The 21,044-nt window shown below is 62.7% G+C and carries 21 protein-coding genes and 3 tRNA genes; 15 read left to right on the top strand and 9 right to left on the bottom strand.

Annotation, left to right across the window (positions count from 1 at the left end; translation table 11 throughout):
• Positions 1-24 precede the first annotated feature (24 nt).
• Entirely contained in the window at positions 25-516 is a 492-nt protein-coding gene (locus AC23D4_RS21030; protein WP_177138396.1) for a YajQ family cyclic di-GMP-binding protein, read from the bottom strand.
• A 40-nt stretch (positions 517-556) separates the two neighbouring features.
• Here AC23D4_RS21030 and murB point away from each other — a divergent pair, with 40 nt between their 5' ends.
• From murB to AC23D4_RS21045, 3 genes are all read left to right on the top strand, one after another.
• Positions 557-1,606: a UDP-N-acetylmuramate dehydrogenase gene (murB, locus tag AC23D4_RS21035; RefSeq protein WP_472890157.1), complete on the top strand. Its 1,050-nt coding sequence runs from the start codon at positions 557-559 to the stop codon at positions 1,604-1,606.
• Positions 1,607-1,748: 142 nt separating this feature from the next.
• Positions 1,749-2,285, top strand: a complete 537-nt coding sequence (locus AC23D4_RS21040; RefSeq protein ID WP_472890158.1) for an SRPBCC family protein — start codon at positions 1,749-1,751, stop codon at positions 2,283-2,285.
• A 6-nt stretch (positions 2,286-2,291) separates the two neighbouring features.
• Positions 2,292-3,833, top strand: coding sequence for a hypothetical protein (locus AC23D4_RS21045; RefSeq protein ID WP_472890159.1), 1,542 nt, complete (start codon positions 2,292-2,294; stop codon positions 3,831-3,833).
• 75 nt (positions 3,834-3,908) lie between these two features.
• Here the strand turns inward: AC23D4_RS21045 and argG are convergent, their stop codons facing one another.
• Genes argG through AC23D4_RS21060 form a run of 3 tightly spaced genes read right to left on the bottom strand, consistent with a single transcriptional unit; the run spans position 3,909 to position 5,980 of the window.
• Complete coding sequence (argG, locus tag AC23D4_RS21050) at positions 3,909-5,249, bottom strand: argininosuccinate synthase (RefSeq protein WP_472890160.1); 1,341 nt, start codon at positions 5,247-5,249, stop codon at positions 3,909-3,911.
• Between the two features lie 8 nt (positions 5,250-5,257).
• Entirely contained in the window at positions 5,258-5,575 is a 318-nt protein-coding gene (ppnP, locus tag AC23D4_RS21055; protein WP_472890161.1) for a pyrimidine/purine nucleoside phosphorylase, read from the bottom strand.
• A gap of 39 nt (positions 5,576-5,614) precedes the next feature.
• Positions 5,615-5,980, bottom strand: a complete 366-nt coding sequence (locus tag AC23D4_RS21060; protein ID WP_472890162.1) for an arsenate reductase — start codon at positions 5,978-5,980, stop codon at positions 5,615-5,617.
• Positions 5,981-6,047: 67 nt separating this feature from the next.
• Here AC23D4_RS21060 and folC point away from each other — a divergent pair, with 67 nt between their 5' ends.
• The 9 genes from folC to AC23D4_RS21105 all read left to right on the top strand — a co-directional run bounded on the left by folC (position 6,048) and on the right by AC23D4_RS21105 (position 13,415).
• On the top strand, positions 6,048-7,409 hold the full coding sequence (folC, locus tag AC23D4_RS21065; RefSeq protein WP_472890163.1) for a bifunctional tetrahydrofolate synthase/dihydrofolate synthase: 1,362 nt from the start codon (positions 6,048-6,050) through the stop codon (positions 7,407-7,409).
• A 75-nt stretch (positions 7,410-7,484) separates the two neighbouring features.
• The gene (locus AC23D4_RS21070) at positions 7,485-8,240 is read left to right on the top strand and encodes an SPOR domain-containing protein (RefSeq protein ID WP_472890164.1); all 756 of its coding nucleotides are present in this window, start codon (positions 7,485-7,487) and stop codon (positions 8,238-8,240) included.
• Positions 8,241-8,271: 31 nt separating this feature from the next.
• Positions 8,272-8,757 (top strand): CvpA family protein, encoded by a 486-nt coding sequence (locus AC23D4_RS21075; RefSeq protein ID WP_472890165.1) that lies wholly within the window; start codon positions 8,272-8,274, stop codon positions 8,755-8,757.
• Positions 8,758-8,790: 33 nt separating this feature from the next.
• Positions 8,791-10,293, top strand: coding sequence for an amidophosphoribosyltransferase (gene purF / locus AC23D4_RS21080; protein ID WP_304920511.1), 1,503 nt, complete (start codon positions 8,791-8,793; stop codon positions 10,291-10,293).
• 8 nt (positions 10,294-10,301) lie between these two features.
• Positions 10,302-11,510, top strand: coding sequence for an O-succinylhomoserine sulfhydrylase (locus AC23D4_RS21085; RefSeq protein ID WP_472890166.1), 1,209 nt, complete (start codon positions 10,302-10,304; stop codon positions 11,508-11,510).
• An 83-nt stretch (positions 11,511-11,593) separates the two neighbouring features.
• Positions 11,594-12,982 (top strand): glutamate--tRNA ligase, encoded by a 1,389-nt coding sequence (gene gltX / locus AC23D4_RS21090; RefSeq protein WP_472890167.1) that lies wholly within the window; start codon positions 11,594-11,596, stop codon positions 12,980-12,982.
• Between the two features lie 75 nt (positions 12,983-13,057).
• Positions 13,058-13,133: transfer RNA gene (locus AC23D4_RS21095), tRNA-Ala, on the top strand.
• A gap of 75 nt (positions 13,134-13,208) precedes the next feature.
• Positions 13,209-13,284, top strand: a tRNA-Glu gene (locus AC23D4_RS21100).
• A 54-nt stretch (positions 13,285-13,338) separates the two neighbouring features.
• A tRNA-Asp gene (locus tag AC23D4_RS21105) sits at positions 13,339-13,415 on the top strand.
• A 72-nt stretch (positions 13,416-13,487) separates the two neighbouring features.
• Here the strand turns inward: AC23D4_RS21105 and AC23D4_RS21110 are convergent.
• Positions 13,488-14,114: a site-specific integrase gene (locus tag AC23D4_RS21110; protein ID WP_472890168.1), complete on the bottom strand. Its 627-nt coding sequence runs from the start codon at positions 14,112-14,114 to the stop codon at positions 13,488-13,490.
• Between the two features lie 847 nt (positions 14,115-14,961).
• Between AC23D4_RS21110 and istA the strand changes: the two genes are divergently transcribed.
• From istA to AC23D4_RS21125, 3 genes are read left to right on the top strand one after another with little or no spacing between them, the layout of a single operon-like run.
• Positions 14,962-16,473 carry an IS21 family transposase gene (gene istA / locus AC23D4_RS21115; RefSeq protein WP_472890610.1) on the top strand — a complete coding sequence of 504 codons (1,512 nt, stop codon included), beginning with the start codon at positions 14,962-14,964 and terminating at the stop codon, positions 16,471-16,473.
• Positions 16,460-17,224, top strand: coding sequence for an IS21-like element helper ATPase IstB (istB, locus tag AC23D4_RS21120; protein WP_472888557.1), 765 nt, complete (start codon positions 16,460-16,462; stop codon positions 17,222-17,224). Before istA ends, istB begins: the two co-directional genes overlap by 14 nt.
• A complete protein-coding gene (locus tag AC23D4_RS21125; RefSeq protein WP_305335885.1) occupies positions 17,221-17,403 on the top strand; it encodes a hypothetical protein in 183 nt (60 codons plus the stop codon). Before istB ends, AC23D4_RS21125 begins: the two co-directional genes overlap by 4 nt.
• A 190-nt stretch (positions 17,404-17,593) precedes the next feature.
• Here AC23D4_RS21125 and AC23D4_RS21130 read toward each other — a convergent pair whose 3' ends face one another.
• The 4 genes from AC23D4_RS21130 to AC23D4_RS21145 form a co-directional block, all read right to left on the bottom strand.
• Positions 17,594-18,076 carry a hypothetical protein gene (locus AC23D4_RS21130; RefSeq protein WP_472890590.1) on the bottom strand — a complete coding sequence of 161 codons (483 nt, stop codon included), beginning with the start codon at positions 18,074-18,076 and terminating at the stop codon, positions 17,594-17,596.
• Between the two features lie 1,309 nt (positions 18,077-19,385).
• On the bottom strand, positions 19,386-19,901 hold the full coding sequence (locus AC23D4_RS21135) for a CAP domain-containing protein (RefSeq protein WP_472890591.1): 516 nt from the start codon (positions 19,899-19,901) through the stop codon (positions 19,386-19,388).
• Between the two features lie 323 nt (positions 19,902-20,224).
• Complete coding sequence (locus AC23D4_RS21140) at positions 20,225-20,527, bottom strand: hypothetical protein (protein WP_472890592.1); 303 nt, start codon at positions 20,525-20,527, stop codon at positions 20,225-20,227.
• Positions 20,528-20,847: 320 nt separating this feature from the next.
• The gene (locus AC23D4_RS21145; protein ID WP_472890593.1) at positions 20,848-21,033 is read right to left on the bottom strand and encodes a hypothetical protein; all 186 of its coding nucleotides are present in this window, start codon (positions 21,031-21,033) and stop codon (positions 20,848-20,850) included.
• Positions 21,034-21,044 lie beyond the last annotated feature (11 nt).

Consider the following 21,044-nt stretch of genomic DNA (forward strand, 5'->3'; position numbering starts at 1 on the left):
CTCAGGCGCGGCGCGGGGGTGAGCTCAATCTCTGAAATTGTTGAACGACAAAGGCAGGTCTTTCAGCTCGCTCTTGATCAGCGCCATGGCGGCCTGCAGGTCGTCGCGTTTGGCGCCGGTCACGCGCACCGCGTCGCCCTGGATGGCACCCTGCACCTTGATTTTGCTGCCCTTGAGGGTTTGCTGGATTTTTTTGCCGTCTTCGGTGCTGATGCCGTTTTTGACTTTCACCACCTGCTTGACCTTGTCGCCTCCGATCTTTTCGACCTTGCCGGCGTCGAGGAAGCGCACGTCCACGCCGCGCTTGGCCAGTTTGGCCACCAGCACGTCGTTGACCTGGGTGAGCTGGAAGTCGGCATCACCGAACAGGGTGATTTCCTTTTCCTTGTCCTTGAGTTCAATGCCGGCGCTGGTGCCCTTGAAGTCAAAGCGGGTGCCGATTTCGCGTGCGACCTGTTCGACCGCGTTTTTCACTTCCACAAGATCGGCTTCGAGAACGGTGTCAAAAGAAGGCATGGTGCGTGGTTCCAGAAAGCGTGGGTGAGACAATCTTCGGATGTTAGTCGAGAACAATGTGGCGCTCCAGCCCTTCAACAGTTTTGGCATCGCGGCGCGGGCCCAGCGTTTCGCGCGCCTGCGCTCCGAGGCGGACCTCGCCGGTTTGATGTCCGGACCCGACTGGGTCGCCCCGGTGTTCGTGCTCGGCGGGGGCAGCAACCTCGTGATCACGGGCGACATCAAGGCACTGGTGCTCAAGGTCGACATCCTGGGTCGCCGGCTGGTGGAAGAAACCGCCAAGGGCTGGGTCGTGGAGGCCGGTGCGGGCGAAAGCTGGCACCCGTTCGTGGCCTGGACGCTGGAGCAGGGCTGGCCCGGGCTGGAAAACCTGGCGCTGATACCCGGCTCGGTGGGGGCTTCGCCGGTACAGAACATCGGTGCCTACGGCGTGGAACTGCAGGACCGGTTTCATTCCCTCGACGCCATTGACCTGCAGACCGGTCGCGCGTTCACGCTCGATGCGGCGCAATCCGGTTTTGGCTACCGCGATTCGGTGTTCAAGCACGCACCAACGGATGCGCGCAGCTTCGGCCTGGCGGGTCGGGCGCTGATCACCCGCGTGCGCTTCCTGCTGCCCAAACCCTGGAAGCCGGTGCTGGGCTACCTGGACCTGGAACGCAAGATGGCCGAGACCGGCATCCACGCGCCCGACGCCCAGCAGATCTTTGACTGGGTGGTGGCGATCCGGCGCGCCAAACTGCCCGACCCGGCGGTGATCGGCAACGCCGGCAGCTTCTTCAAGAACCCCACCGTCACGCCCGAGCAGTGCGCCGACATCATCGCGCGCGACCCGAAGGTGGTGCACTACCCGATGCCAGACGGCAGCATCAAGCTGGCGGCGGGCTGGCTGATCGATGCCTGCGGCTGGAAGGGCAAGAGCGTGGGCAACGCCGCCGTGTACGAAAAACAGGCGCTGGTGCTGGTCAACCGCGGAGGGCCCAGCCACCCCTGCACCGGTGGTGAAGTCATGACGCTGGCCAAGGCGATCCAGACCAGTGTCTACGAGCGTTTCGGCATCCGGCTGGAGCCCGAGCCGGTGGTGGTCTGAGCGGTTTCAGGGTGGGTCGAGCGCCGGGTGCGGGGGCTTGAACCCGCGCCTGCACGGCAGCGGCGACACCGCTGTAGCATGCGGAGACATGAGGGATCCAAACACTTTGCGCATGGCCAGGCGGTTTTTCCTGGCGCTTTGTATGGCACCCATTGCACACCCAGAAGCCTTGGCGGGCGCCGAGCCCATCGACATCACGGCCACCCGTCAAGGCCGCATGGTGGCGATCGGCATGCACGCCACCGTGCTGGCTCCCCAAAGCGTCATCTGGGCCACCCTGACCGACTACGACAACACGGCGAAGTGGATCACGGGCATGGACCGCAGCGTGGTCCTGCAGCGCATGCCCGGGCGCGTGGTGGTCGAGCAGAGCGGCAGCGCAGACATCCTGTTTTTCACCATGACGCTCAATGTCGTGCTGGAGGTCGAGGAGGACCCGCCGGGACGCATCGGCGTGAAGCTGGTTCGGGGCGATTTCAGGCACCTCGAAGGGGAGTACCTGCTCACGAGCGTGCCGGGCGTCCGGGACCGCTACGACCTCACCTGGAAAGGCAAACTGGAGCTGGCATCGCCGGTGCCGGGATTTCTGGCGCAGCCGCTGCTGAAAGAGAACGTCCGCCTCCGGTTTGAAAGCCTGGTGGCCGAGATCGAACGGCGCGCCAAGGCCGCGCGGGAGTAGTTGGACGTGCGGGCCGCAGCAACCAATACCCAGGTGCTGCACGCTGGCCACGGCCTCGTGATGGCGTTGCTGCTGTTGATCCTGTCGGCCTGTTCCAGCCTGACGGTGGACAGCACCACCGACCCGTCGGACACGGAGGAGACCCGCTGCCGGCGCTGGTTTTCCCTGCTGGACCAGCAGATCGCGCAGCACGGCGTGGGCGACGCCCAGGATCAGCGCATCGCGGGGTTTCCCCAGCTGCGCGTTTCCCGCTTTGCGGCGTCGTTTCGCGACCAGGCTGCACAAGACCGGGCGGATTTCGGCGACTGGCTGGACCTGCTGCAAGTCCTGGGCGCAGAGGCCCATGCGATCGAGATCGCCAACCTGCCCGAGGCGGTTGTGGACGTGTTGCCGGGCAACGAACCGGCGTCCGACAACCGGGAAAGGGCCATGGCCCGGACGCAGCACTGCGCCCAGGTGCTGAGCGACCTGGATCGCGCTGCTCCCGATCGGCGGGCCATGCTGCTGGACAGGGCGGTCGTGCCCGATGCGTATTCCACCGCTGCTCGGGTGTGGGGGATGTACGCGCTGACCCGCCTGCCTTTTGCTGCCGGTGTGCGGCGCTGGCAGGCCGACACCGTGGCGGCTTTCAATGTGGCCGGGCCCTCGGAGGGTATACCCATCACGCGTTACGTGCCTCTCGAACCTGGCGATGGATACCGCACCGAAGCATTCACACGCGTCCCGCGCGATGCGCTGGGTATTCCGCAACTGGGCGAAGCCCTTCGGCAGCAACTGCTGGACCGACATGCCCCCGTGTTTGCCCTGCCGGTCGAGGGCGGCTTTGACCGCATCGGTGCGCTGAAACTGGCCGGCGACGGAACGCCCGACGTGGACACCACGCAGCCGACGGTGTACCGCCGCATCGCGTTCGTGCGCCAGGGGCAGAAGACGCTGGTGCAACTGGTGTATCTCGCCTGGTTTCCGGAGCGACCTCCGGCCGGCAGTGTCGACCTGCTCGCGGGGACCTTGGACGGACTGGTCTGGCGCGTCACGCTGGACGATCAGGGCCGACCGCTGCTCTACGACTCGATCCACGCCTGCGGCTGTTACCACCTGTTTTTTCCCACCCGTTCCCTGCGTGCGAAGCCTGCGCCCGAGCCCGGCATCGAATGGCTGTTCACGCCGGCCAATCCGCCCGAACTGGCGACGGGCGAGCGCATGCTGTTGCACCTGGCACCCCGGACCCACTACCTCACCGGACTGGCCGCTACACGCGAACCGCAAGGCGAGCGCTACCGGAGCTTGCCCGAGGGGCTGCTGCGCTCACTGCCCCTGCCGGGCGGTGGTCATCGCAGCCTCTACGGTCCCGACGGCATCATCGCGGGCACGCAGCGGGGCGAGCGTTACCTGTTCTGGCCCATGGGCGTGCGCAATGCGGGCGCGCAGCGCCAGTGGGGCCACCACGCCACGGCCTTTGTCGGGCGGCGGCATTTTGACGACCCGCACCTGGTCGATCAACGTTTTGACGTCGTCGAACCATCCGGGGCTGGTGCCGAAGGTCACTGACACCCGGCAAGCCGCGCCCAGATGCAGGAAAGCCGCTCCGGGGAGCGGCCTTCTCAGGGGCGCAAACGACAGGACTTATTCGCCCTTGTCGCCTTCCAGTCGCAGCATCTGCGCGCCTTCGCCCAGCGACAGCAGGCCGCTCTTGGCGTAGATGCCGAGCTTGGCGCGGGTGTCCACGATGTCGAGGTTGCGCATGGTCAGCTGGCCGATGCGGTCCAGCGGCGTGAACGGCGCGTCTTCCACCTTTTCCATCGACAGGCGCTCGGGCGCATACGTCAGGTTCGGGCTCTCGGTGTTCATGATCGAGTAGTCGTTGCCGCGGCGCAGTTCGATGGTCACCTCGCCGGTGATCGCGCGCGCCACCCAGCGCTGGGCGGTTTCGCGCAGCATGATGGACTGCGGGTCGAACCAGCGGCCCTGGTAGAGCAGGCGGCCAAGCTTCAGGCCGTTGATGCGGTACTGCTCGATCGTGTCTTCGTTGTGGATGCCGGTGACCAGGCGCTCGTACGCGATGTGCAGCAGCGCCAGCCCCGGGGCTTCGTAGATGCCGCGGCTCTTGGCTTCGATGATGCGGTTCTCGATCTGGTCACTCATGCCCAGGCCGTGGCGGCCGCCGATGCGGTTGGCTTCCAGGATCAGGTCCACCGGGCTGTCAAAGGTTTTGCCGTTCAGGGCGACCGGCTGGCCTTCTTCGAAGCGCACCGTCACGGTTTCGCGTTTGACCTCGACCTCGTCTTTCCAGAACGCCACGCCCATGATGGGGTTGACGATGGTGATGCCGCTGTTGAGGTGCTCCAGGTCTTTCGCCTCGTGCGTGGCGCCCAGCATGTTGCTGTCGGTGGAGTAGGCCTTTTCGGCGCTCATCTTGTAGCCGAAGCCGTTGGCCGTCATGAAGGCGGACATCTCGGCGCGGCCGCCCAGCTCGTCAATGAACAGCTGGTCCAGCCAGGGCTTGTAGATCTTCAGGCTGGGGTTGGTGAGCAGGCCGTAGCGGTAGAAACGCTCGATGTCGTTGCCCTTGTAGGTGCTGCCGTCGCCCCAGATGTGGACGTCGTCTTCCTTCATCGCGGCCACGAGCATGGTGCCGGTGACGGCACGGCCCAGCGGCGTGGTGTTGAAGTAGGTCACGCCCGCGGTGCTGATGTGGAAGGCGCCGCACTGCAGCGCGGCAATGCCTTCGTGCGCCAGCTGGGTGCGGCAGTCGATCAGGCGCGCTTTTTCGGCGCCGTACTGCATGGCCTTGCGCGGGATCTCGTCGTAGTCCGGCTCGTCGGGCTGGCCCAGGTTGGCGGTGTAGGCGTAGGGGATTGCGCCCTTCTGTTTCATCCACAGCAGCGCGGCGGAGGTGTCGAGGCCGCCGGAGAAGGCGATGCCGACTTTCTGTTGCGTGGGCAGGTTCTGAAGAATGGTGGCCATGTGTGTGCTCAGCCGAAATGGCAGATGTAGTGGTAGGGCTCGGTCACCCGGATGTCGAAGCTGCTGTTGCCGGGGATGCTGAACTTGTCGCCCGGGCCGGACTTGAGCCAGGCGTCGGTGCCGGCCAGCTTGTATTCGCAGCCGCCGGCAACGCATTCCATGATCTCGGGCGCGCCGGTGTTGAAGGTGAGGTTGGCTGGCAGCACCACGCCGACCGATTTCTTGGTGCCGTCCGGGTAGGTGATGCCGTGGCTGACGCATTTGCCGTCGAAATAGACGCTGGCCTGGGTGGTGACGGACACGCCGCTGATCTGGGTGGTGCTCATGGGAAGGAGGGTGTGAAAAGTGGAGGCGAAACCGCGATTTTAGGCGGGCGGGGTTGCTCTGGCTCGTTGTGCCCAGTCCGTGGCGTCAAAGCCCACGGTGATCTGGCCGTCGGCCCAGACCACCACCGGGCGTTTGATCACGCTGGCGTGCACCACCAACAATTCGTGGGCACTGGCGTTGTCCACCACGGCGTTGCGCGTGGGTTCGTCCAGCCCGCGCCAGGTCGTGCCCTTGCGGTTGACGAGCTTTTCCCAGCCCGCGGCGGCCAGCCAGCGGTCGAGATCGGCCTCGGGAACGCCCTGTTTCTTGAAATCGTGGAACGTGTGTTCGACGCCGTGTTCCGTCAGCCAGGCGCGGGCCTTCTTGACGGTGTCGCAATTGGGGATGCCGTAGAGGATGGTCATGGTGCCATTGTCGGAGAAATGGCCCGCCGGCCAGGTGGGCCAGAAGACCAATGGGACAATAGCTGCCATGTTGAACATCGCCTTGCCTGAACACCCTTCCACGCTGGCCGAATGGCTGGAACACTGCGAGCGCCTGCACCCGGTTGCCATCGACATGGGACTGGGGCGGGTTCAGCAGGTAGCCCAGCGCATGGGGCTGGTCATGGACATGCCGGTGATCACGGTGGCGGGCACCAACGGCAAGGGCTCGACCTGCGCCATGCTCGAAGCCATCTACGGCCAGGCGGGTTACCGCACCGGGGTCTACACCTCGCCGCACCTGGTTCACTTTGAAGAGCGCTGTCGCATCGCGGGTGAGGCGGTGGCCGCCGGCGATCTGTTGCCCGGTTTTGCCGAGGTTGAGCAGGCCCGCCAAGGGCAGGGAAGTGATCAGGAGACGATCAGCCTGAGCTATTTCGAGTTCACCACGCTGGCGATCCTGCGCACGCTGTCGCGCGCCGGGCTCGATGTGGTGATTCTGGAGGTGGGGCTGGGTGGCCGGCTGGACGCGGTCAACATCGTCGATGCCGACTGTGCTGTCATCACCAGCATTGCGCTGGACCACATGGCATTGCTGGGCAACGACCGCGAGGCGATCGGTTTCGAGAAGGCAGGCATCATGCGCACCGGCCGCCCGGTGGTGGTGAGCGACCCGGTGCCGCCGCAGAGCGTGCTGGACCGGGCGCTGGAAGTGGGTGCCAATCTCTGGCGCCTGGGCAAGGACTTTCACTTTGCCGGTGACCAGCAGCAGTGGGGCTGGGCCATGCACCCGTCCCACGGCGGGCGGCGTTACGCCGGTCTGGCCTACCCGGCGCTGCGCGGTGCCAACCAGCTGGTGAACGCGTCGGGCGTGCTGGCCGCCCTTGAGGCGCTGCGCCCACGCCTGCCCGTGACCGCGCAGGCGGTGCGCAATGGGCTGGCGATGGTGGAGTTGCCAGGGCGCTTCCAGATCGTGCCTGGCACCCCGACGCTGGTGCTGGATGTGGCGCACAACCCGCATTCGGTGGCCGCACTGGCTGAAAACCTGGACGCCATGGGCTATTACCCAACCACCCACGCGGTCTTCGGTGCCATGGCCGACAAGGACCTGGGGGCCATGCTGGAGCGCATCGCGCCGCTGATCGACCGCTGGCATGTGACGGATCTGCCGTTGCCGCGCGCCAGCAGCGCCGAGGCGCTGGCCCAGTTGCTCGACGCCCACCCACGCACCGCGCCGGACGGGAAAAGCCGCGTCGCAGGATGCCATTCCAGCCCCATGGACGCCCTGCGGGCGGCGGTGTCGGTTGCAGACCCCGCTGATAGAATCGTGGTCTTTGGTTCCTTCTTCACCGTGGGTGGGATTTTGCAGGATGGGATACCCCGGCTGTCGGCGAAACACCTGACCGCCTGACCCCTTCCTCGATCACGCCCTGGCGCGTTTTTGCGCCTCGCCTACGGCTTTGAAAGCGTATTGGTCCACCCCCGAATGCTCACACCCCGTTCAGGTTCCCAGAGCAGCCCCACGACGCCTCCGCCTCAGAGCATCGAGGCCATTCGCCGCCGCGCCCGTCACCGTCTGATCGGTGCCGCCGTGCTGGTGTTGCTTGGCGTGATGGGCTTTCCGATGCTCTTTGACACGCAGCCGCGACCTGTCGCTGTGGACATTCCGATCGAGATTCCGGCACGCCAGCCCGCGCAACCCTTGTCAGGCGAAAAAGTCACCGGCCAGCAGGCCCCTACGCCGGCCCGGACCCCTGAACCGATTCCTGAAGAGATCGACAAAAGCAAGAGTCCGTTGGGGCGTTTGCCGGCCGGTGGCGGGCTTGATGCGCGTGAAGAGGTGGTGGCAGCGCCGGCGGCCGACAAACCCGCCACGAAGGACGCGACCGAGGTCGCTGCGAAGACCGCACCGAAGCCGGTGGCCAAGGTCGAAGCGCCTGCCAAAGAAAGCACCACCGCCACCGAAGCCGCCCGGGCCAAGGCCTTGCTGGAAGACAAACCCGGGGCCGCCAGCGTGCGCATCGTGGTGCAGGTGGGCGCTTTCGCCGAGGCCGACCGTGCGCGCGAGACCCGTTTGAAACTGGAGCGCGCAGGCCTCACGACATACACCCATGTGGCCGAAACGCCGCAAGGCAAGCGGATACGCGTGCGCCTGGGGCCCTTCGCGAGCCGGGCCGAGGCCGACAAGGCGGCGGCGCGCGTGAAGGCCCTCGGACTGCCCGCCGCCATCCTGACCTTGTGATGGGGCTGTTTTTTATCGCGGGCCCCGGCGCATGAACTGGGTCGATGGTGTTTTGCTGGCGGTGCTGGTGCTGTCGGCGGTGCTGGGCCTGTGGCGCGGCCTGGTGTACGAGGTGATTTCCGTGGCGGGTTGGGTGGCGGCTTTTTTGCTGGCCCAGGCCTACGCCGACGAGGTGGCTGCGGTGTTGCCCATGGGGGATGCCTTGCCGGCCTTGAAGCTGGCGGCGGGGTTTGCGCTGGTGTTCATTGCCACCGCGTTTGCGGGTGGTTTGCTGGCCTGGCTGGTGAAACAGCTGGTGGCGTCGGTGGGGCTCAGGCCCATCGACCGGGTGTTGGGGGGCGCCTTTGGTCTGGCTCGGGGGGTGTTGATCCTGCTGGCCCTGACGGTGGTGATCAGCATGACCCCTTTGCGTGCCGAAACCGACTGGCGGGCGTCGGTGGTGGCCGATGCCATGGCGGACAGTGTTCACACACTGCGCCCCCTGTTGCCGGCAGCTCTGGCGAGCTACCTGCCTTGAAGTTTTTGTCACTATTTCCGTAAGGATCCGATCATGTGTGGAATCGTTGGCGTTGTGAGCCAGGCGCCGGTCAACCAGCTCATCTACGACGCACTCCTGCTGCTGCAGCACCGGGGCCAGGATGCGGCCGGCATCGTGACCGAACAGGGTCGCAAGTTCTTCATGCACAAGGCCAAGGGCATGGTGCGTGACGTGTTCCGCACGCGCAACATGCGCAGCCTGCCCGGCCACTGCGGCCTGGGCCAGGTGCGTTACCCGACCGCGGGCAACGCCTACAGCGAAGAAGAAGCGCAACCGTTTTATGTGAACGCGCCGTTTGGCCTGGTGCTGGTGCACAACGGCAACCTGACCAATGCACAGGCCTTGAAGCAGGAGCTGTTTCAGACCGACCACCGTCACATCAACACCGACAGCGACTCCGAGGTGCTGCTCAACGTGCTGGCCCACGAGCTGGAAAAAGTCAGCCGCGGCATCACGCTGAAGCCAGCCGACGTGTTTGCGGCGGTGCGCGGCGTGCACCAGCGTATTCGCGGCTCGTACGCCGTGGTTGCCCTGATCGCCGGCCACGGCCTGCTCGCCTTCCGCGACCCCTACGGCATCCGGCCGCTGTGTGTGGGTCGGCAGGGCGACAGCGTGATGGTGGCGAGCGAATCGGTCACGCTGGAAGGCAACGGGTTTGAACTGGATCGCGACATCCAGCCGGGCGAAGCGCTGTTCGTGGCCCACGACGGCAGCACGCAGTTCGAGCAGTGCGCCGAGAAGACCAGCCACAACCCCTGTATTTTTGAGTACGTCTACCTTGCGCGGCCGGACTCGGTGCTCGACGGCATCTCGGTCTACCAGGCGCGCCTGAACCTGGGCAAGACCCTGGCCAAGCGCCTGGTGTCCACCGTGCCGCCGAACGAGATCGACGTCGTGATCCCGATCCCCGAATCTTCGCGCCCCAGCGCCATGGAGCTGGCCCAGTTGCTGGGTCTGCCGTACCGCGAAGGTTTCGTGAAGAACCGTTATGTGGGCCGCACCTTCATCATGCCGGGGCAGGGCGTGCGCAAGAAGTCGGTGCGCCAGAAGCTCAACGTGATCGCGAGCGAGTTCAAGGGCCGCAACGTGCTGCTGGTCGACGACTCCATCGTGCGTGGCACGACCAGCCGCGAAATCGTGCAGATGGCGCGCGATGCCGGCGCGCGCAAGGTCTACCTGGCCAGCGCCGCGCCGCCGGTGCGTTACCCCAATGTCTACGGCATCGACATGCCGACCTCGAGCGAGCTCGTGGCGCACGACCGCACGGTGGAGCAGGTGCGCGAGAGCATTGGCTGCGACGCGCTGATCTACCAGGACGTGGACGCGATGAAGCAGGCCATCGGCTCGCTCAATCCGAACCTGGCCGGCTTTGACGCCTCGTGTTTCGACGGCGTTTATGTCACCGGCGACATCACGCTCGAGACCATCGAACGCATGAACCAGGGCCGCGACCAGAGCGAAGAAGGCCAGGAAGACAACTCGCGTCTGGCCTTGCCCAACGCCCAGACCGCCTGAACACGCCCATGCCTTTAGACAAAGACCCCGACCTTCACCGCGACACCCTGGCCGTGCGCGCCGCCGTGCCGCGCACCCCCTACGGTGAAAACTCCGAAGCCCTGTTCCTGACCAGCGGTTATGTGCAGCCCTCGGCCGAAGCCGCCGCGCGGCGGTTTGCGGGTGACGAAGACGGCTACACCTACGGCCGCTACGGCAACCCCACGGTGTCCAGCTTCGAGCAGCGCCTGGCGGCACTGGAAGGCGCAGAAGCCTGCATCTCCACCGCCTCGGGCATGTCGGCGATCCTGATGATGTGCATGGGTCTGCTGCAAAGCGGCGATCACGTGATCTGCTCGCACTCCATGTTCGGCTCGACCATCAAGCTGATCGGTTCGGATCTGGCCAAGTTCGGCGTGCAGTCGAGTTTTGTCTCGCAGACCGATGTGTCGGCCTGGGCTGCGGCCGTCAAGCCCAACACGAAACTGCTGTTCGCCGAGACGCCCACCAACCCATTGACCGACGTCTGCGACATCCGTGCGCTGGCCGACATCGCGCACAACGCGGGCGCACTGCTGGCGGTGGACAACTGCTTCGCCACGCCGGCGCTGCAGCGCCCGATGACGCTGGGTGCCGACATCGTCATGCACTCGGGCACCAAGTACCTGGATGGCCAGGGCCGCGTGATGGCCGGTGCCCTGTGTGCCAGCCAGCAGCTGGTGACCAAAACCTTCCTGCCGGTGCTCAAGAGCGGCGGCATGACGCTGGCTCCGTTCAACGCCTGGGTCGTGCTCAAAGGCCTGGAGACGCTGGAGATCCGCATGCAGGCGCAATCCGCCCGCGCGCTGGCGCTGGCGCAGTGGCTGCAGTTGCATCCGGGTGTGGCGCGCGTGTTTTACCCCGGGCTGACCAGCCATCCGCAGCACGAACTGGCCATGGCCCAGCAGTCGCACTGCGGCGGCGCAGTGCTGTCGTTCGAGGTTCAGGCGGGCAACGCCGACGAAGCCCGCGCGCGTGCATTCCATGTGCTTGATGCGTTGCAGACCCTGTCGCTCTCGACCAATCTGGGCGATACCAAGACCCTGTGCGCCCACCCCGCCAGCACGTCACACGGCCGTCTGACCGAAGCGCAGCGCCAGGTTTCCGGCGTCAGCCAGGGCCTGATCCGCGTCGCCGTGGGGCTCGAACACCTCACCGACATCCAGACCGACCTCGACCGCGGCCTCAGCGCGCGTTAACCCCACGTTCATCACCTCGTGTATTCACTTCCCCCCATGGGGGTGCGGGTCTCCCCAGGGGCGGCCCGTCGAGAGACCCTGAAATGACAGCACCCATTCGCACCCGCTTCGCTCCGTCGCCCACCGGCTTCATCCACCTGGGCAACATCCGCTCGGCCCTGTACCCCTGGGCCTTCGCCCGCGCTACCGGCGGCGTTTTCGTGCTGCGCATCGAAGACACCGACCTCGAACGTTCTTCGCAGGCCGCGGTGGATGTGATCATCGAGGGCATGAAGTGGCTGGGTCTGGACCACGATGAAGGCCCGTTCTACCAGATGCAACGCATGGACCGGTACAAGGCGGTGCTGGCCGACATGGTGGCCGGCGGTCACGTCTACCCCTGCTACATGAGCATGGCCGAGCTGGACGCGCTGCGCGAGCGCCAGATGGCCAACAAGGAAAAGCCGCGCTACGACGGCACCTGGCGCCCCGAACCGGGCAAGGTCTTGCCGCCGGTACCGGAAGGCGTGAAGCCGGTGCTGCGCTTCAAGAACCCGCAGGGCGGCGTCGTGGCCTGGGACGACAAGGTCAAGGGACTGATCGAAATCCGCAACGACGAACTCGACGACCTGGTGATCGCGCGCCCCGACGGCACGCCCACCTACAACTTCTGCGTCGTGGTGGACGACATCGACATGGCGATCACCCACGTGATCCGGGGTGACGACCACGTGAACAACACGCCGCGCCAGATCAACATCTTCAAAGCGCTCGGCAAAGAGCCGCCGGTGTACGTCCACCTGCCCACCGTGCTCAACGAGCAGGGCGAGAAGATGAGCAAGCGCAACGGCGCCAAGCCCGTGACGCAGTACCGCGACGAAGGCTACCTGCCCGACGCAATGGTGAACTACCTCGCGCGCCTGGGCTGGAGCCACGGTGACGACGAAATTTTCAGCCGCGCGCAGTTCCTCGAATGGTTCAACCTCGATCACCTCGGCCGCAGTGCCGCGCAGTTCGACGAAGCCAAGCTGCGCTGGGTGAACGCCCAGCACATGAAGGCCATGGACGATGGGGCGCTCAGCACCCTGGTGGCCGAGCAGCTGGCGAAACGTGGCATCACCGCCGACGAGCGCCTGCCGCGCATCTGTGGCCTGTTCAAGGACCGCTGTGATACGACCGTAGCGCTGGCCGGCTGGGCCGCTGCCTTTTACGCCGATGTGACGCCCAGCACCGAAGAGCGCGCGCAGCATGTCACGTCAGCCATTCAGCCCGTGCTGGCCACGCTGGCGGAGAAGCTGGCTGCCAGTGCCTGGGACAAGGCCAGCATCTCGGCGGCCATCAAGGAAACCATCACCGCCCACGGCATCAAGATGCCGCAACTGGCGATGCCGGTGCGCGTGCTGGTCATGGGCACGGCGCAGACGCCTTCGCTGGACGCGGTGCTCGAACTGCAAAATCAGCAAACAGTTTTGGCACGACTTCAAAATCGCTGAAAAATGTCCTATAATTTGAGGCTTGCTGATTCGCACCAAGCGGTGACATGCGAAGCGTGAATCAACAAACCTTGTGGGGGTATAGCTCAGCTGGGAGAGCGCTTGCATGGCATGCAAGAGGTCAGCGGTTCGATCCCGCTTACCTCCACCACAATTTGTGAAGCTTGTGCCGGTGTCTTGATAAAGGCACTGATACAATGCGAAGTTCGGTTAGTTCCAAGGTTTTGACCCTATCGTCTAGAGGCCTAGGACATCACCCTTTCACGGTGAGTACCGGGGTTCGAATCCCCGTAGGGTCGCCAAGTTTGTGGCACTTGGCCTGAAGCGAAAGCCTCAGGCAAAAGCTGCACCACTGCGGAGTGGTAGTTCAGTTGGTTAGAATACCGGCCTGTCACGCCGGGGGTCGCGGGTTCGAGTCCCGTCCACTCCGCCAAAAAGCATAAGGGTTAGCAGGTAAGTATCTGCTAACCCTTTTCCATTTGTATTCCAAACTTTGGAATACGTTTCACCGCACAGATGTAGCTTTCTTCATCTGGCGTCGGTCGTAAACCTGTCCCAACAATCGGTCTGTCGTATGCCCCAAGGCGTCTTTCGCGTCTGTGTGGCCTGCTGTAAGCTTGTCTGTTGCCCCTTTTGGCCTACACTCCTGCAAGCTGAATCGTTTGAACGGAATATTGCGTTTCTGTGCTTCAGCAACGCAGTCGAACATCAGGTCGTCGAGGACGGACTTCCAGCCTCCCTTTGTGTATTGCTGGCCTTTCATGTTGCCAAAAATGAAAATGGCCCCAGCGACATTGTTCCGTTTGATTTGCAGCGCCTCGTCGACGGTCTGGCGAAGCTCTGGCGTCCACTCGATCAGCACAGGCGGTTTTTCCTTGTTCTTCCCGTCCAGCCAAACAACGCCTTCCGCGGTCATGGCATTGCGCTGGATAGCCCGAACCTCGACTGAGCGCCTAGAACATAGGTACGCGGTCTTGAGAGCCATCGCCACGATGTGCCTCGGCCCGCCTTTAGCGCGGCCTATCTCAATGGCCAGATCGAGCTCTACATCGGTGACATACCGCTTCACTGTCCTGATCTTGAGCTTCCGAAGGCCCTGCATGGCGTTCGATGAAATACGTCCGATGCGCACGCCAAACTCATGTGAACGGCTGTCAGTTTCCGCGTAAATCTGGTGTCGGGAGCAAGCCAGACGCGTTCACCCGCTTCAGTCAGCTGAATGCCTTGAACTTCCTTTGAGTTGAATGGGGGGTGCCCGTTCTGCAGGGCACTGAGGTGTGCCGGGGGGGGGGCGTGCCTGCTTTGGCCGTGGCATGGCGGGCATGAGTCAGCGCAGGGGTATGGCGCAGCGCTGGTGTTTTGCGTTACATATCGCCTACCCGTGTAAGAAGCAGGCGCGACAGTGACAGTCACTTTCCGGTAAACCCACTGTCGCGCCCCGAGACCCACCGCTTTGGAGGGCGCCGTTGCCGCTGTCAGTATTTCACGAAGCGGGCGTGGCTGTCCATAGCATGGGCTCACGCATGGGAATGGAGCGCCCATGCCCACTGCCCAGCCCGCGCCGTCACCACCGCCCAGACGCTTTGTGTGCGCCCTGTGCCGCTGCCCTGTGCTCATCTGCAGCCACTGCGACCGCGGCCAGCGCTACTGCAGCGCGGCCTGCTCGCACCAGGCCAGAAGTGGCGCCCAGCGCGCAGCCGGCAAACGCTACCAGGACAGCCGCAAGGGCCGTCACGCTCACGCCAGACGCCAGGGGCAATGGAGGGCGCGCCAGCAAACAGTGACGCATCAGGGTAGCCCACCACCGCCCTGCACTGATGTACTCCCACCCGGCGAAACAACCGCTCTGATCCCAGACGCAAGTCAACGCTGCAAGTGCCAGTTTTGCGGCCGTTCGGTCTCGAATTTTGTACGCCTGGACTATTTGCGTTGCCGCTTTCGTCGCCCATCGAAACCATCCGTATGGAGTACCGACTCACATGGCCATTTCACCTGAACTCACGGCGCAGATCCTGCGCTACCACCACGCCGAGCACTGGCCGGTGGGAACGATCTCGTCCCAGCTGGGCGTGCACCGCGAGACCGTCATGCGCGTGCTCACCCAGGCCGGCGCCGCCCCCATAGTGCCCGCACAACGCACCTCGGGCGTGAGCCCCTACCTGCCCTTTATTGAAGAGACCCTGAAGCAGTTCCCCAACCTCACGGCCAGCCGGTTGCACACCATGGTCGCCGAGCGCGGTTACGAGGGACGCCCCGACCACTTTCGCCACATCGTCGCCAGGCACCGTCCACGCCCCCCAGCACAGGCCTACTTGCGCCTGCGCACCTTGCCCGGTGAACAGGGGCAATGCGACTGGGGCCACTTCGGCCACATCCAGATCGGGCAAGCCAGGCGACCCCTGATGGCCTTTGTGATGGTCCTGTCCTGGTCCAGACGCATCTTCCTGCGCTTCTTCCTGGGCGCGCACATGGAGAACTTCCTGCGCGGCCACGTCCAGGCCTTTGAATCCTGGGAGTCCGTTCCCAGGGTCGTCTTGTACGACAACCTCAAGAGCGCGGTGCTCGAACGCAGGGGGCAGGCCATCCGCTTCAATCCCACCTTGCTGGCACTCTCGGCGCACTACCGCTTCGAGGCCAGGCCCGTGGCCCCGGCCCGGGGCAATGAGAAGGGCCGCGTGGAGCGGGCCATCCGCTACATCCGCACGGCCTTCTTCGAGGGACGCACCTTTGACGGCCTCGACGATCTCAATGCCCAGGCCGATGCCTGGGTGAACGGGGCAGCCAGCGCTCGGCGCTGCCCCGAGGACTCCCAGCTGTCGGTGCAGCAGGCCTTTGACCAAGAGAAGGCGCACCTGATGGACATCCCGGTCACACCGTTTTGTTGCGATGAGATCCGCGGCGTGACAGCGGCCAAGACACCCTATGTTCGCTTTGACCTGAACGACTATTCCATCCCCCACACCCACGTACAGCGCAGCCTGAGCGTGCACGCCAGCCTGCATGAGGTGCGTATTCTGGACGGCCAGCAGGCACTGGCCACGCACCCGCGTTGCTGGGACAAGGCTCAGCAGATCGAGATCGAGGCCCATGTGCAGGAACTGGTGCAGCACAAGCGAGCCGCGCGAGCCCATCGCGACACGGACCGCCTGGTGCACGCGCTGCCTCAGGTGCAGGATTTGCTGACAGAGGCGGCCAAGCGGGGTGAGCCGCTGGGACGCATCGCCCGTGAGTTGCAGGAACTCCTGGATGTGCATGGACGCACGCAGATGACGGCCGCCGTCGCCGATGCCATGAGCCGCGGTGTGCCGCACCCCCATGCGGTTCGTCTGGCGCTGCAACACCAACGCCAACGCCAGCGCCAGCAGCAAACCCCGCCCCCGCTGGGCGTGGCCCTGTCCGCGCAGGTGCGCGCGCGCGACATCGCCGTGCGCCCCCACAGCCTGGACAGCTATGACCGTCTCACGCAGGAGAGTGACGATGCCAGCAACTGATTCGGCCACACTCAAACACCGCGCCCAGGCGTTGCAACTGCACGGGGTGCTGGCCAACTGGAGTACCTGCTGCACCGAACCCTGGGTGGGCACATTGCTGGACTGGGAAGAGCAGGAGAGAACCCGCCGATCCATGGAGCGGCGCCTGCACAGTGCGCGCATCGGGCGCTTCAAGCCCTTGGTGGATTACGACTGGCGCTGGCCCGAGCAGATTGACCAGGCCAGCGTGAGCGAGCTGATGACGCTGCAGTTCCTGCAAAACGCCAGCAACGCCATCCTGGTGGGGCCCTCCGGGGTCGGCAAGACCACGATCGCGCAGAACATTGCGCACCAGGCGGTGTTGCAGGGACACACCGTCCTGTTCACCACCGCCGGCAAGCTGCTGGGCGAGCTGGCCAGTCTGGACAGCGATTCGGCACTGCGCACCCGGCTGCGCCACTACGCCAGGCCAGAGCTCCTGGCCATTGATGAGGTCGGGTATCTGTCGTATTCCAGCCGCTATGCCGATCTGCTGTTCGAGTTGATCAGCCGGCGCCACGAGCACAAGAGCACGCTGATCACCACGAACAAATCGTTTGCCGAGTGGGGTGAAGTGTTCCCCAACGCGGCCTGCGTGGTCGCACTCGTGGACCGCCTGGTCCACCACGCCGAAATTGTCGGTATCAAGGGCCAGTCGTACCGGCACAAGGAGGCACAAGAACGCGCCCGGGCGCGCACCGCAAAGCGCAAACCGTCGAAGGAAACAGCATGAAGCCGTGGCACCCGCCTTCAGGACTGCACCATGGGCTGCCCTTCACGGTGGACGACACCTGGACACCAGAGCAGGCCTTGGCGGTGATGGAGTTGCTTGATGATCTGCGCGATCGCGTCTGGACCCATTACGGCCGGGTCATCCAGAACCTGCTGCGCGAGCAGCGCGTGACACAGTGAATCGCTGGACGACTTTGACCCGGAGTTGCCGTTCTGAACAACGACGAATCTCCCACGCCAACAGCAAGGGCCCCTGACGGGGCCCTTGCTGTTGGTGGCGCACTCAGCACCGAAAGCCGCCACCAGAATCCGCCGCCACAAATGACCACCGGATTCCGTCACCATTTACCGCCGCCAGATTTACGCGGGTTTAGATCGCCGCTAACAACTCAAGTATTAAATGCATGAGTGCCATTTCTTTGTTGCCTTTCGCTGGCCGTTTGGCTGTTGCGCAGGCGTCAAGGTAGGCGTAGCCGTCCGTCTTTGTGATTTCGGCGGGATCCATGTGGCCGAATGCCTTGGACAAGTTCGCGGCTTCGCGCCGGTTCTCTGTCAATGTCGAGTCCGCGCGCCGGTTAGGGTCGCCAAGGGGCAGGCTGTCTTGGTGTGCGAACCAAGCGACGATCAGGTCGCGGGTCCCGCCTGCCGAGGCGACTTGTTGACCCAGCAGAGCAGATTCGGTGATCGCATTCGCGCGCAGCACAGCGATTTGGTTTCTGTCATCAGCTGCACATGAATAGCGGAAGGCCCACTTCCCGGACGGCAGTTTATATCCGATGCTGTATATGCGCAGGCCTTTTCGCTCATACACCCGGTATGGCAGGCCGTCAGGTTTATCGCGTTGGCGCGTCATGCCGGCCACTTAAGAAGGATGTGTTGACAGTCGACTTGGTCGAGGTTTGCGGGCTGCCAAACTGACCGCAGCACACTGACTGGAAATGGGGCCGCTCTAATATTACTGGTCCCCCTGGCACGCGGTAGGCGCGAATGAAGCCACGGTCATGCAGGACTTTTAACTGCCGAGAAGGTGTGCGGTAACCGGTTAAGTTTCGAATTTCTGCGGGGCTAAGTTGGGTGTTCATTCTATTTTCTTCAGGTGTGAATTCGGTTTCTTGGCGAAATGCTGAGTTAATGCCCAAGACTAACGAAAATTGGACCGAAATCAACCTTGAGAAGTGCACATAACGCGGAAGGTTTCGAGTTCGATTCCTTCTCTCAATGTGGTAGGGCGTCATAGCAACCGAATAGGAATTCTCACGTTCGAGTGGGCACCGCTTCACGCAGATCACTCAGGTGCAAAAATTGTTCGAGGTACGAGAAATGGGGTTGATGCTCTGAAGGTCTCCGAACACCGTGCTGCTTCACTCGCGCCGTGAACCCCGCCACGACCCCAACGGAACGTCGGGTGTCAATGGTGTGTGTCATCCTCAGGATCTGATCTGTACCAACACAGGGCTTCCTCCCATTGCTGGCAAGTGCCCAATGCCACCAACGGTCAATGCCTCATTCAATGGCCAACAGAACCTTTCTGCACAGGTTGGTACGAATGTGACTTTGAACGTGAGTAGCCCACACGCGACTCAGCTTCGTATGTCGTGTTCAGGCGCCAATTTTGGATTCACGCCTTTCGCTGAGAGCAATCTCGACTCGCTTGCTGGGCGGTCTGCGAACCATGGCCCTGGAAGCATGAGGAATGTGGGAAGGACCAACTGTACGGTTACTGCTTCCAATGTTCGCGGTTCGGTGAGTACATCCATATCGGCAAACTCAACGGCGATACCGACACCGCCTGGTGGAGGAAATGGCAATGGCAATGGCAATGGCAATGGCAATGGAAATGGGAATGGAGAGATCCCGCTTGATCCACAGGTCTGCTCTGGCTCGTTTGTCTTCTATGGGAATGGTAATACTTGTAGGTCGATGCCTGCATCAAGGCCAAACGGATGGACCGGACATATGTTTGGTGTTGTTATTCACAATCCTACAGATTCCATCTATAATAGTGGGGCCGGGGTTCAAGCAAAGGCTTCTTGCGTGAACGGAAGGTGGATTGTCCGGACTGTGTATCAATGTGGCGGTTACGATGGTGATTGTTTCTAGCGCTAGGAGTTAGGTAAAAAAATGGGCCGGGAACGGCCTATTTTCATTTGTTGGGCTGAATGTTAGTATGCGTATACCATTACCGTGTAGCGGCCACTTCTTGCAACAGCAACGGTTCTCGAATCCGCGTTCATGATCCCCTTGCAATGGCCAGGGCTTTGAAGCCAAACGGAGGTGTGCTTATTGGGCGTGGTACTTGGAGAGCCAAGCATCAAGTTCTCTGACGTATTTATGCCAGTGTATCCAAAATCCAATAGAGTCTTCCCGTCGCGGCGTTCATGTGCAAAATAGTTCTTCGCTGTCATATCATCAGCGTGTGCTTGTGCTGACGCCTGTAGCTTTGGATTGAACTTGGTTAATGGAGGAACGGCTGGCATTGCTTCTGCTCCGCAGTTGCGCGCCGTAGCCCTCGCTTCGTTAAACAGTGCCGCGTATTCCTGTACAGATGCGGGCGCTTGGCTCAACGGCACGTCAGCCGGGTCACCGCCGCCGGAGGTTGCATCATCGCTGCCACCGCCACATGCGGTCAAGGCTGCGATTGCTACCGCAACTATCATCAATTGTTTACTGCTTTTCATTTTCATTTCTCCTTGAAGGTTGTTTCGATGTGATCAGCTTACAGGATGGTTCATGAAGTCAAATTTTGAATCGGTAAACAGTATGCTTCTGGTTTTCAACCATCGTTTCAATCGTATTCTGCCCACGGCGTGAGTCCCCGCCAGATTCTGAGGGCTACGCTCCGGTAGCTAAAGGGCGTTTGGTGCTGCTGCTTCTTGGCTGGCCTCTTGAAATGCAAGGTGTCTTGTCGATGGTACCGACCTAATTAGGGCGGTCCTTGAGTCACTACCTCGTTTCAAAAGTGCAGCTGGCCATGCCCGCAGCGTCCGAATCTAGCCAGAGGTCAGTCCAGGTAGGGCAGCTCCTCCTGTTCCTCCCAAGTCTGACGTGCCACGATCTCCTCGCGAATGGCGATCACCGCCACCGACCACGTCAGCATCCAAATCCAGAAGAGCCATCGGCCGACCTGGTTCTCCAGTCGTGTACCGTCGAACACCCCTGAGAGGAGCCCTAGAGCGCTCAATGCCACCAGGACTACCAGCGCTTTTTGAATTCCTTCCAGCGTGAACTTCATGTTTAAATCTCCGCTTGCTTCCGTCCATTGCTCCGCCGTCTTCTCGAAGAACCCTTTGGTTCGCATCGTCATTTCTATCTCCTTCAGTTGTTTGGTTTGTCATAGATCTCGGCCTTATGGAGAATTTGCATTAAAAACGCGCATTGTCAAAAATGAAAGACGTTGATTCAGTCGTCCATCGCGTCGCAGCCGATGAGCCAACATCCACGAGTTGGCCATGACCGGAGCTTCCACAAGCTAAATAGAACAGCCTGGAAGTTGGTCGGGTAATGCCTGCGCGTAGGAGCTGCTTCCACCCCCAGTGACGAATAGGTTGGAAATATTGTTGCGCCGAGCTTTAAGACTCGATAGGAAAGAACCAATTTCGCGCCATGCCAGCGCACGCACCTACTTCAGGTAGGGGCCATATCGATCACTTTGTTCCCCAGATTGATAGAAACTCTTTTATGACCAGATTCGATGGTGTCGAGTTTAAGAGAACCGGTTCCATGCTCAAAACAGACCAACTGGCTAAGATCGCGCAAGATGCTTGATACACCGCCATCGTAGCTTCCACAGAGCATGATGTCGGGCGTCATTGCTCCAGCCG

Source organism: Hydrogenophaga sp. L76 (genome assembly GCF_057654755.1).

Bases quoted from the DNA above. Each gene is read 5' to 3' on its own strand.
- AC23D4_RS21030 (WP_177138396.1), bottom strand. From the start codon at position 516: ATGCCTTCTTTTGACACCGTTCTCGAAGCCGATCTTGTGGAAGTGAAA.
- murB (WP_472890157.1), top strand. From the start codon at position 557: ATGTTAGTCGAGAACAATGTGGCGCTCCAGCCCTTCAACAGTTTTGGC.
- AC23D4_RS21040 (WP_472890158.1), top strand. From the start codon at position 1,749: ATGGCACCCATTGCACACCCAGAAGCCTTGGCGGGCGCCGAGCCCATC.
- argG (WP_472890160.1), bottom strand. From the start codon at position 5,249: ATGGCCACCATTCTTCAGAACCTGCCCACGCAACAGAAAGTCGGCATC.
- ppnP (WP_472890161.1), bottom strand. From the start codon at position 5,575: ATGAGCACCACCCAGATCAGCGGCGTGTCCGTCACCACCCAGGCCAGC.
- AC23D4_RS21060 (WP_472890162.1), bottom strand. From the start codon at position 5,980: ATGACCATCCTCTACGGCATCCCCAATTGCGACACCGTCAAGAAGGCC.
- folC (WP_472890163.1), top strand. From the start codon at position 6,048: ATGTTGAACATCGCCTTGCCTGAACACCCTTCCACGCTGGCCGAATGG.
- AC23D4_RS21070 (WP_472890164.1), top strand. From the start codon at position 7,485: ATGCTCACACCCCGTTCAGGTTCCCAGAGCAGCCCCACGACGCCTCCG.
- AC23D4_RS21075 (WP_472890165.1), top strand. From the start codon at position 8,272: ATGAACTGGGTCGATGGTGTTTTGCTGGCGGTGCTGGTGCTGTCGGCG.
- purF (WP_304920511.1), top strand. From the start codon at position 8,791: ATGTGTGGAATCGTTGGCGTTGTGAGCCAGGCGCCGGTCAACCAGCTC.
- AC23D4_RS21085 (WP_472890166.1), top strand. From the start codon at position 10,302: ATGCCTTTAGACAAAGACCCCGACCTTCACCGCGACACCCTGGCCGTG.
- gltX (WP_472890167.1), top strand. From the start codon at position 11,594: ATGACAGCACCCATTCGCACCCGCTTCGCTCCGTCGCCCACCGGCTTC.
- istA (WP_472890610.1), top strand. From the start codon at position 14,962: ATGGCCATTTCACCTGAACTCACGGCGCAGATCCTGCGCTACCACCAC.
- istB (WP_472888557.1), top strand. From the start codon at position 16,460: ATGCCAGCAACTGATTCGGCCACACTCAAACACCGCGCCCAGGCGTTG.
- AC23D4_RS21125 (WP_305335885.1), top strand. From the start codon at position 17,221: ATGAAGCCGTGGCACCCGCCTTCAGGACTGCACCATGGGCTGCCCTTC.
- AC23D4_RS21130 (WP_472890590.1), bottom strand. From the start codon at position 18,076: ATGACGCGCCAACGCGATAAACCTGACGGCCTGCCATACCGGGTGTAT.
- AC23D4_RS21135 (WP_472890591.1), bottom strand. From the start codon at position 19,901: ATGAAAAGCAGTAAACAATTGATGATAGTTGCGGTAGCAATCGCAGCC.
- AC23D4_RS21140 (WP_472890592.1), bottom strand. From the start codon at position 20,527: ATGACGATGCGAACCAAAGGGTTCTTCGAGAAGACGGCGGAGCAATGG.
- AC23D4_RS21145 (WP_472890593.1), bottom strand. From the start codon at position 21,033: ATGACGCCCGACATCATGCTCTGTGGAAGCTACGATGGCGGTGTATCA.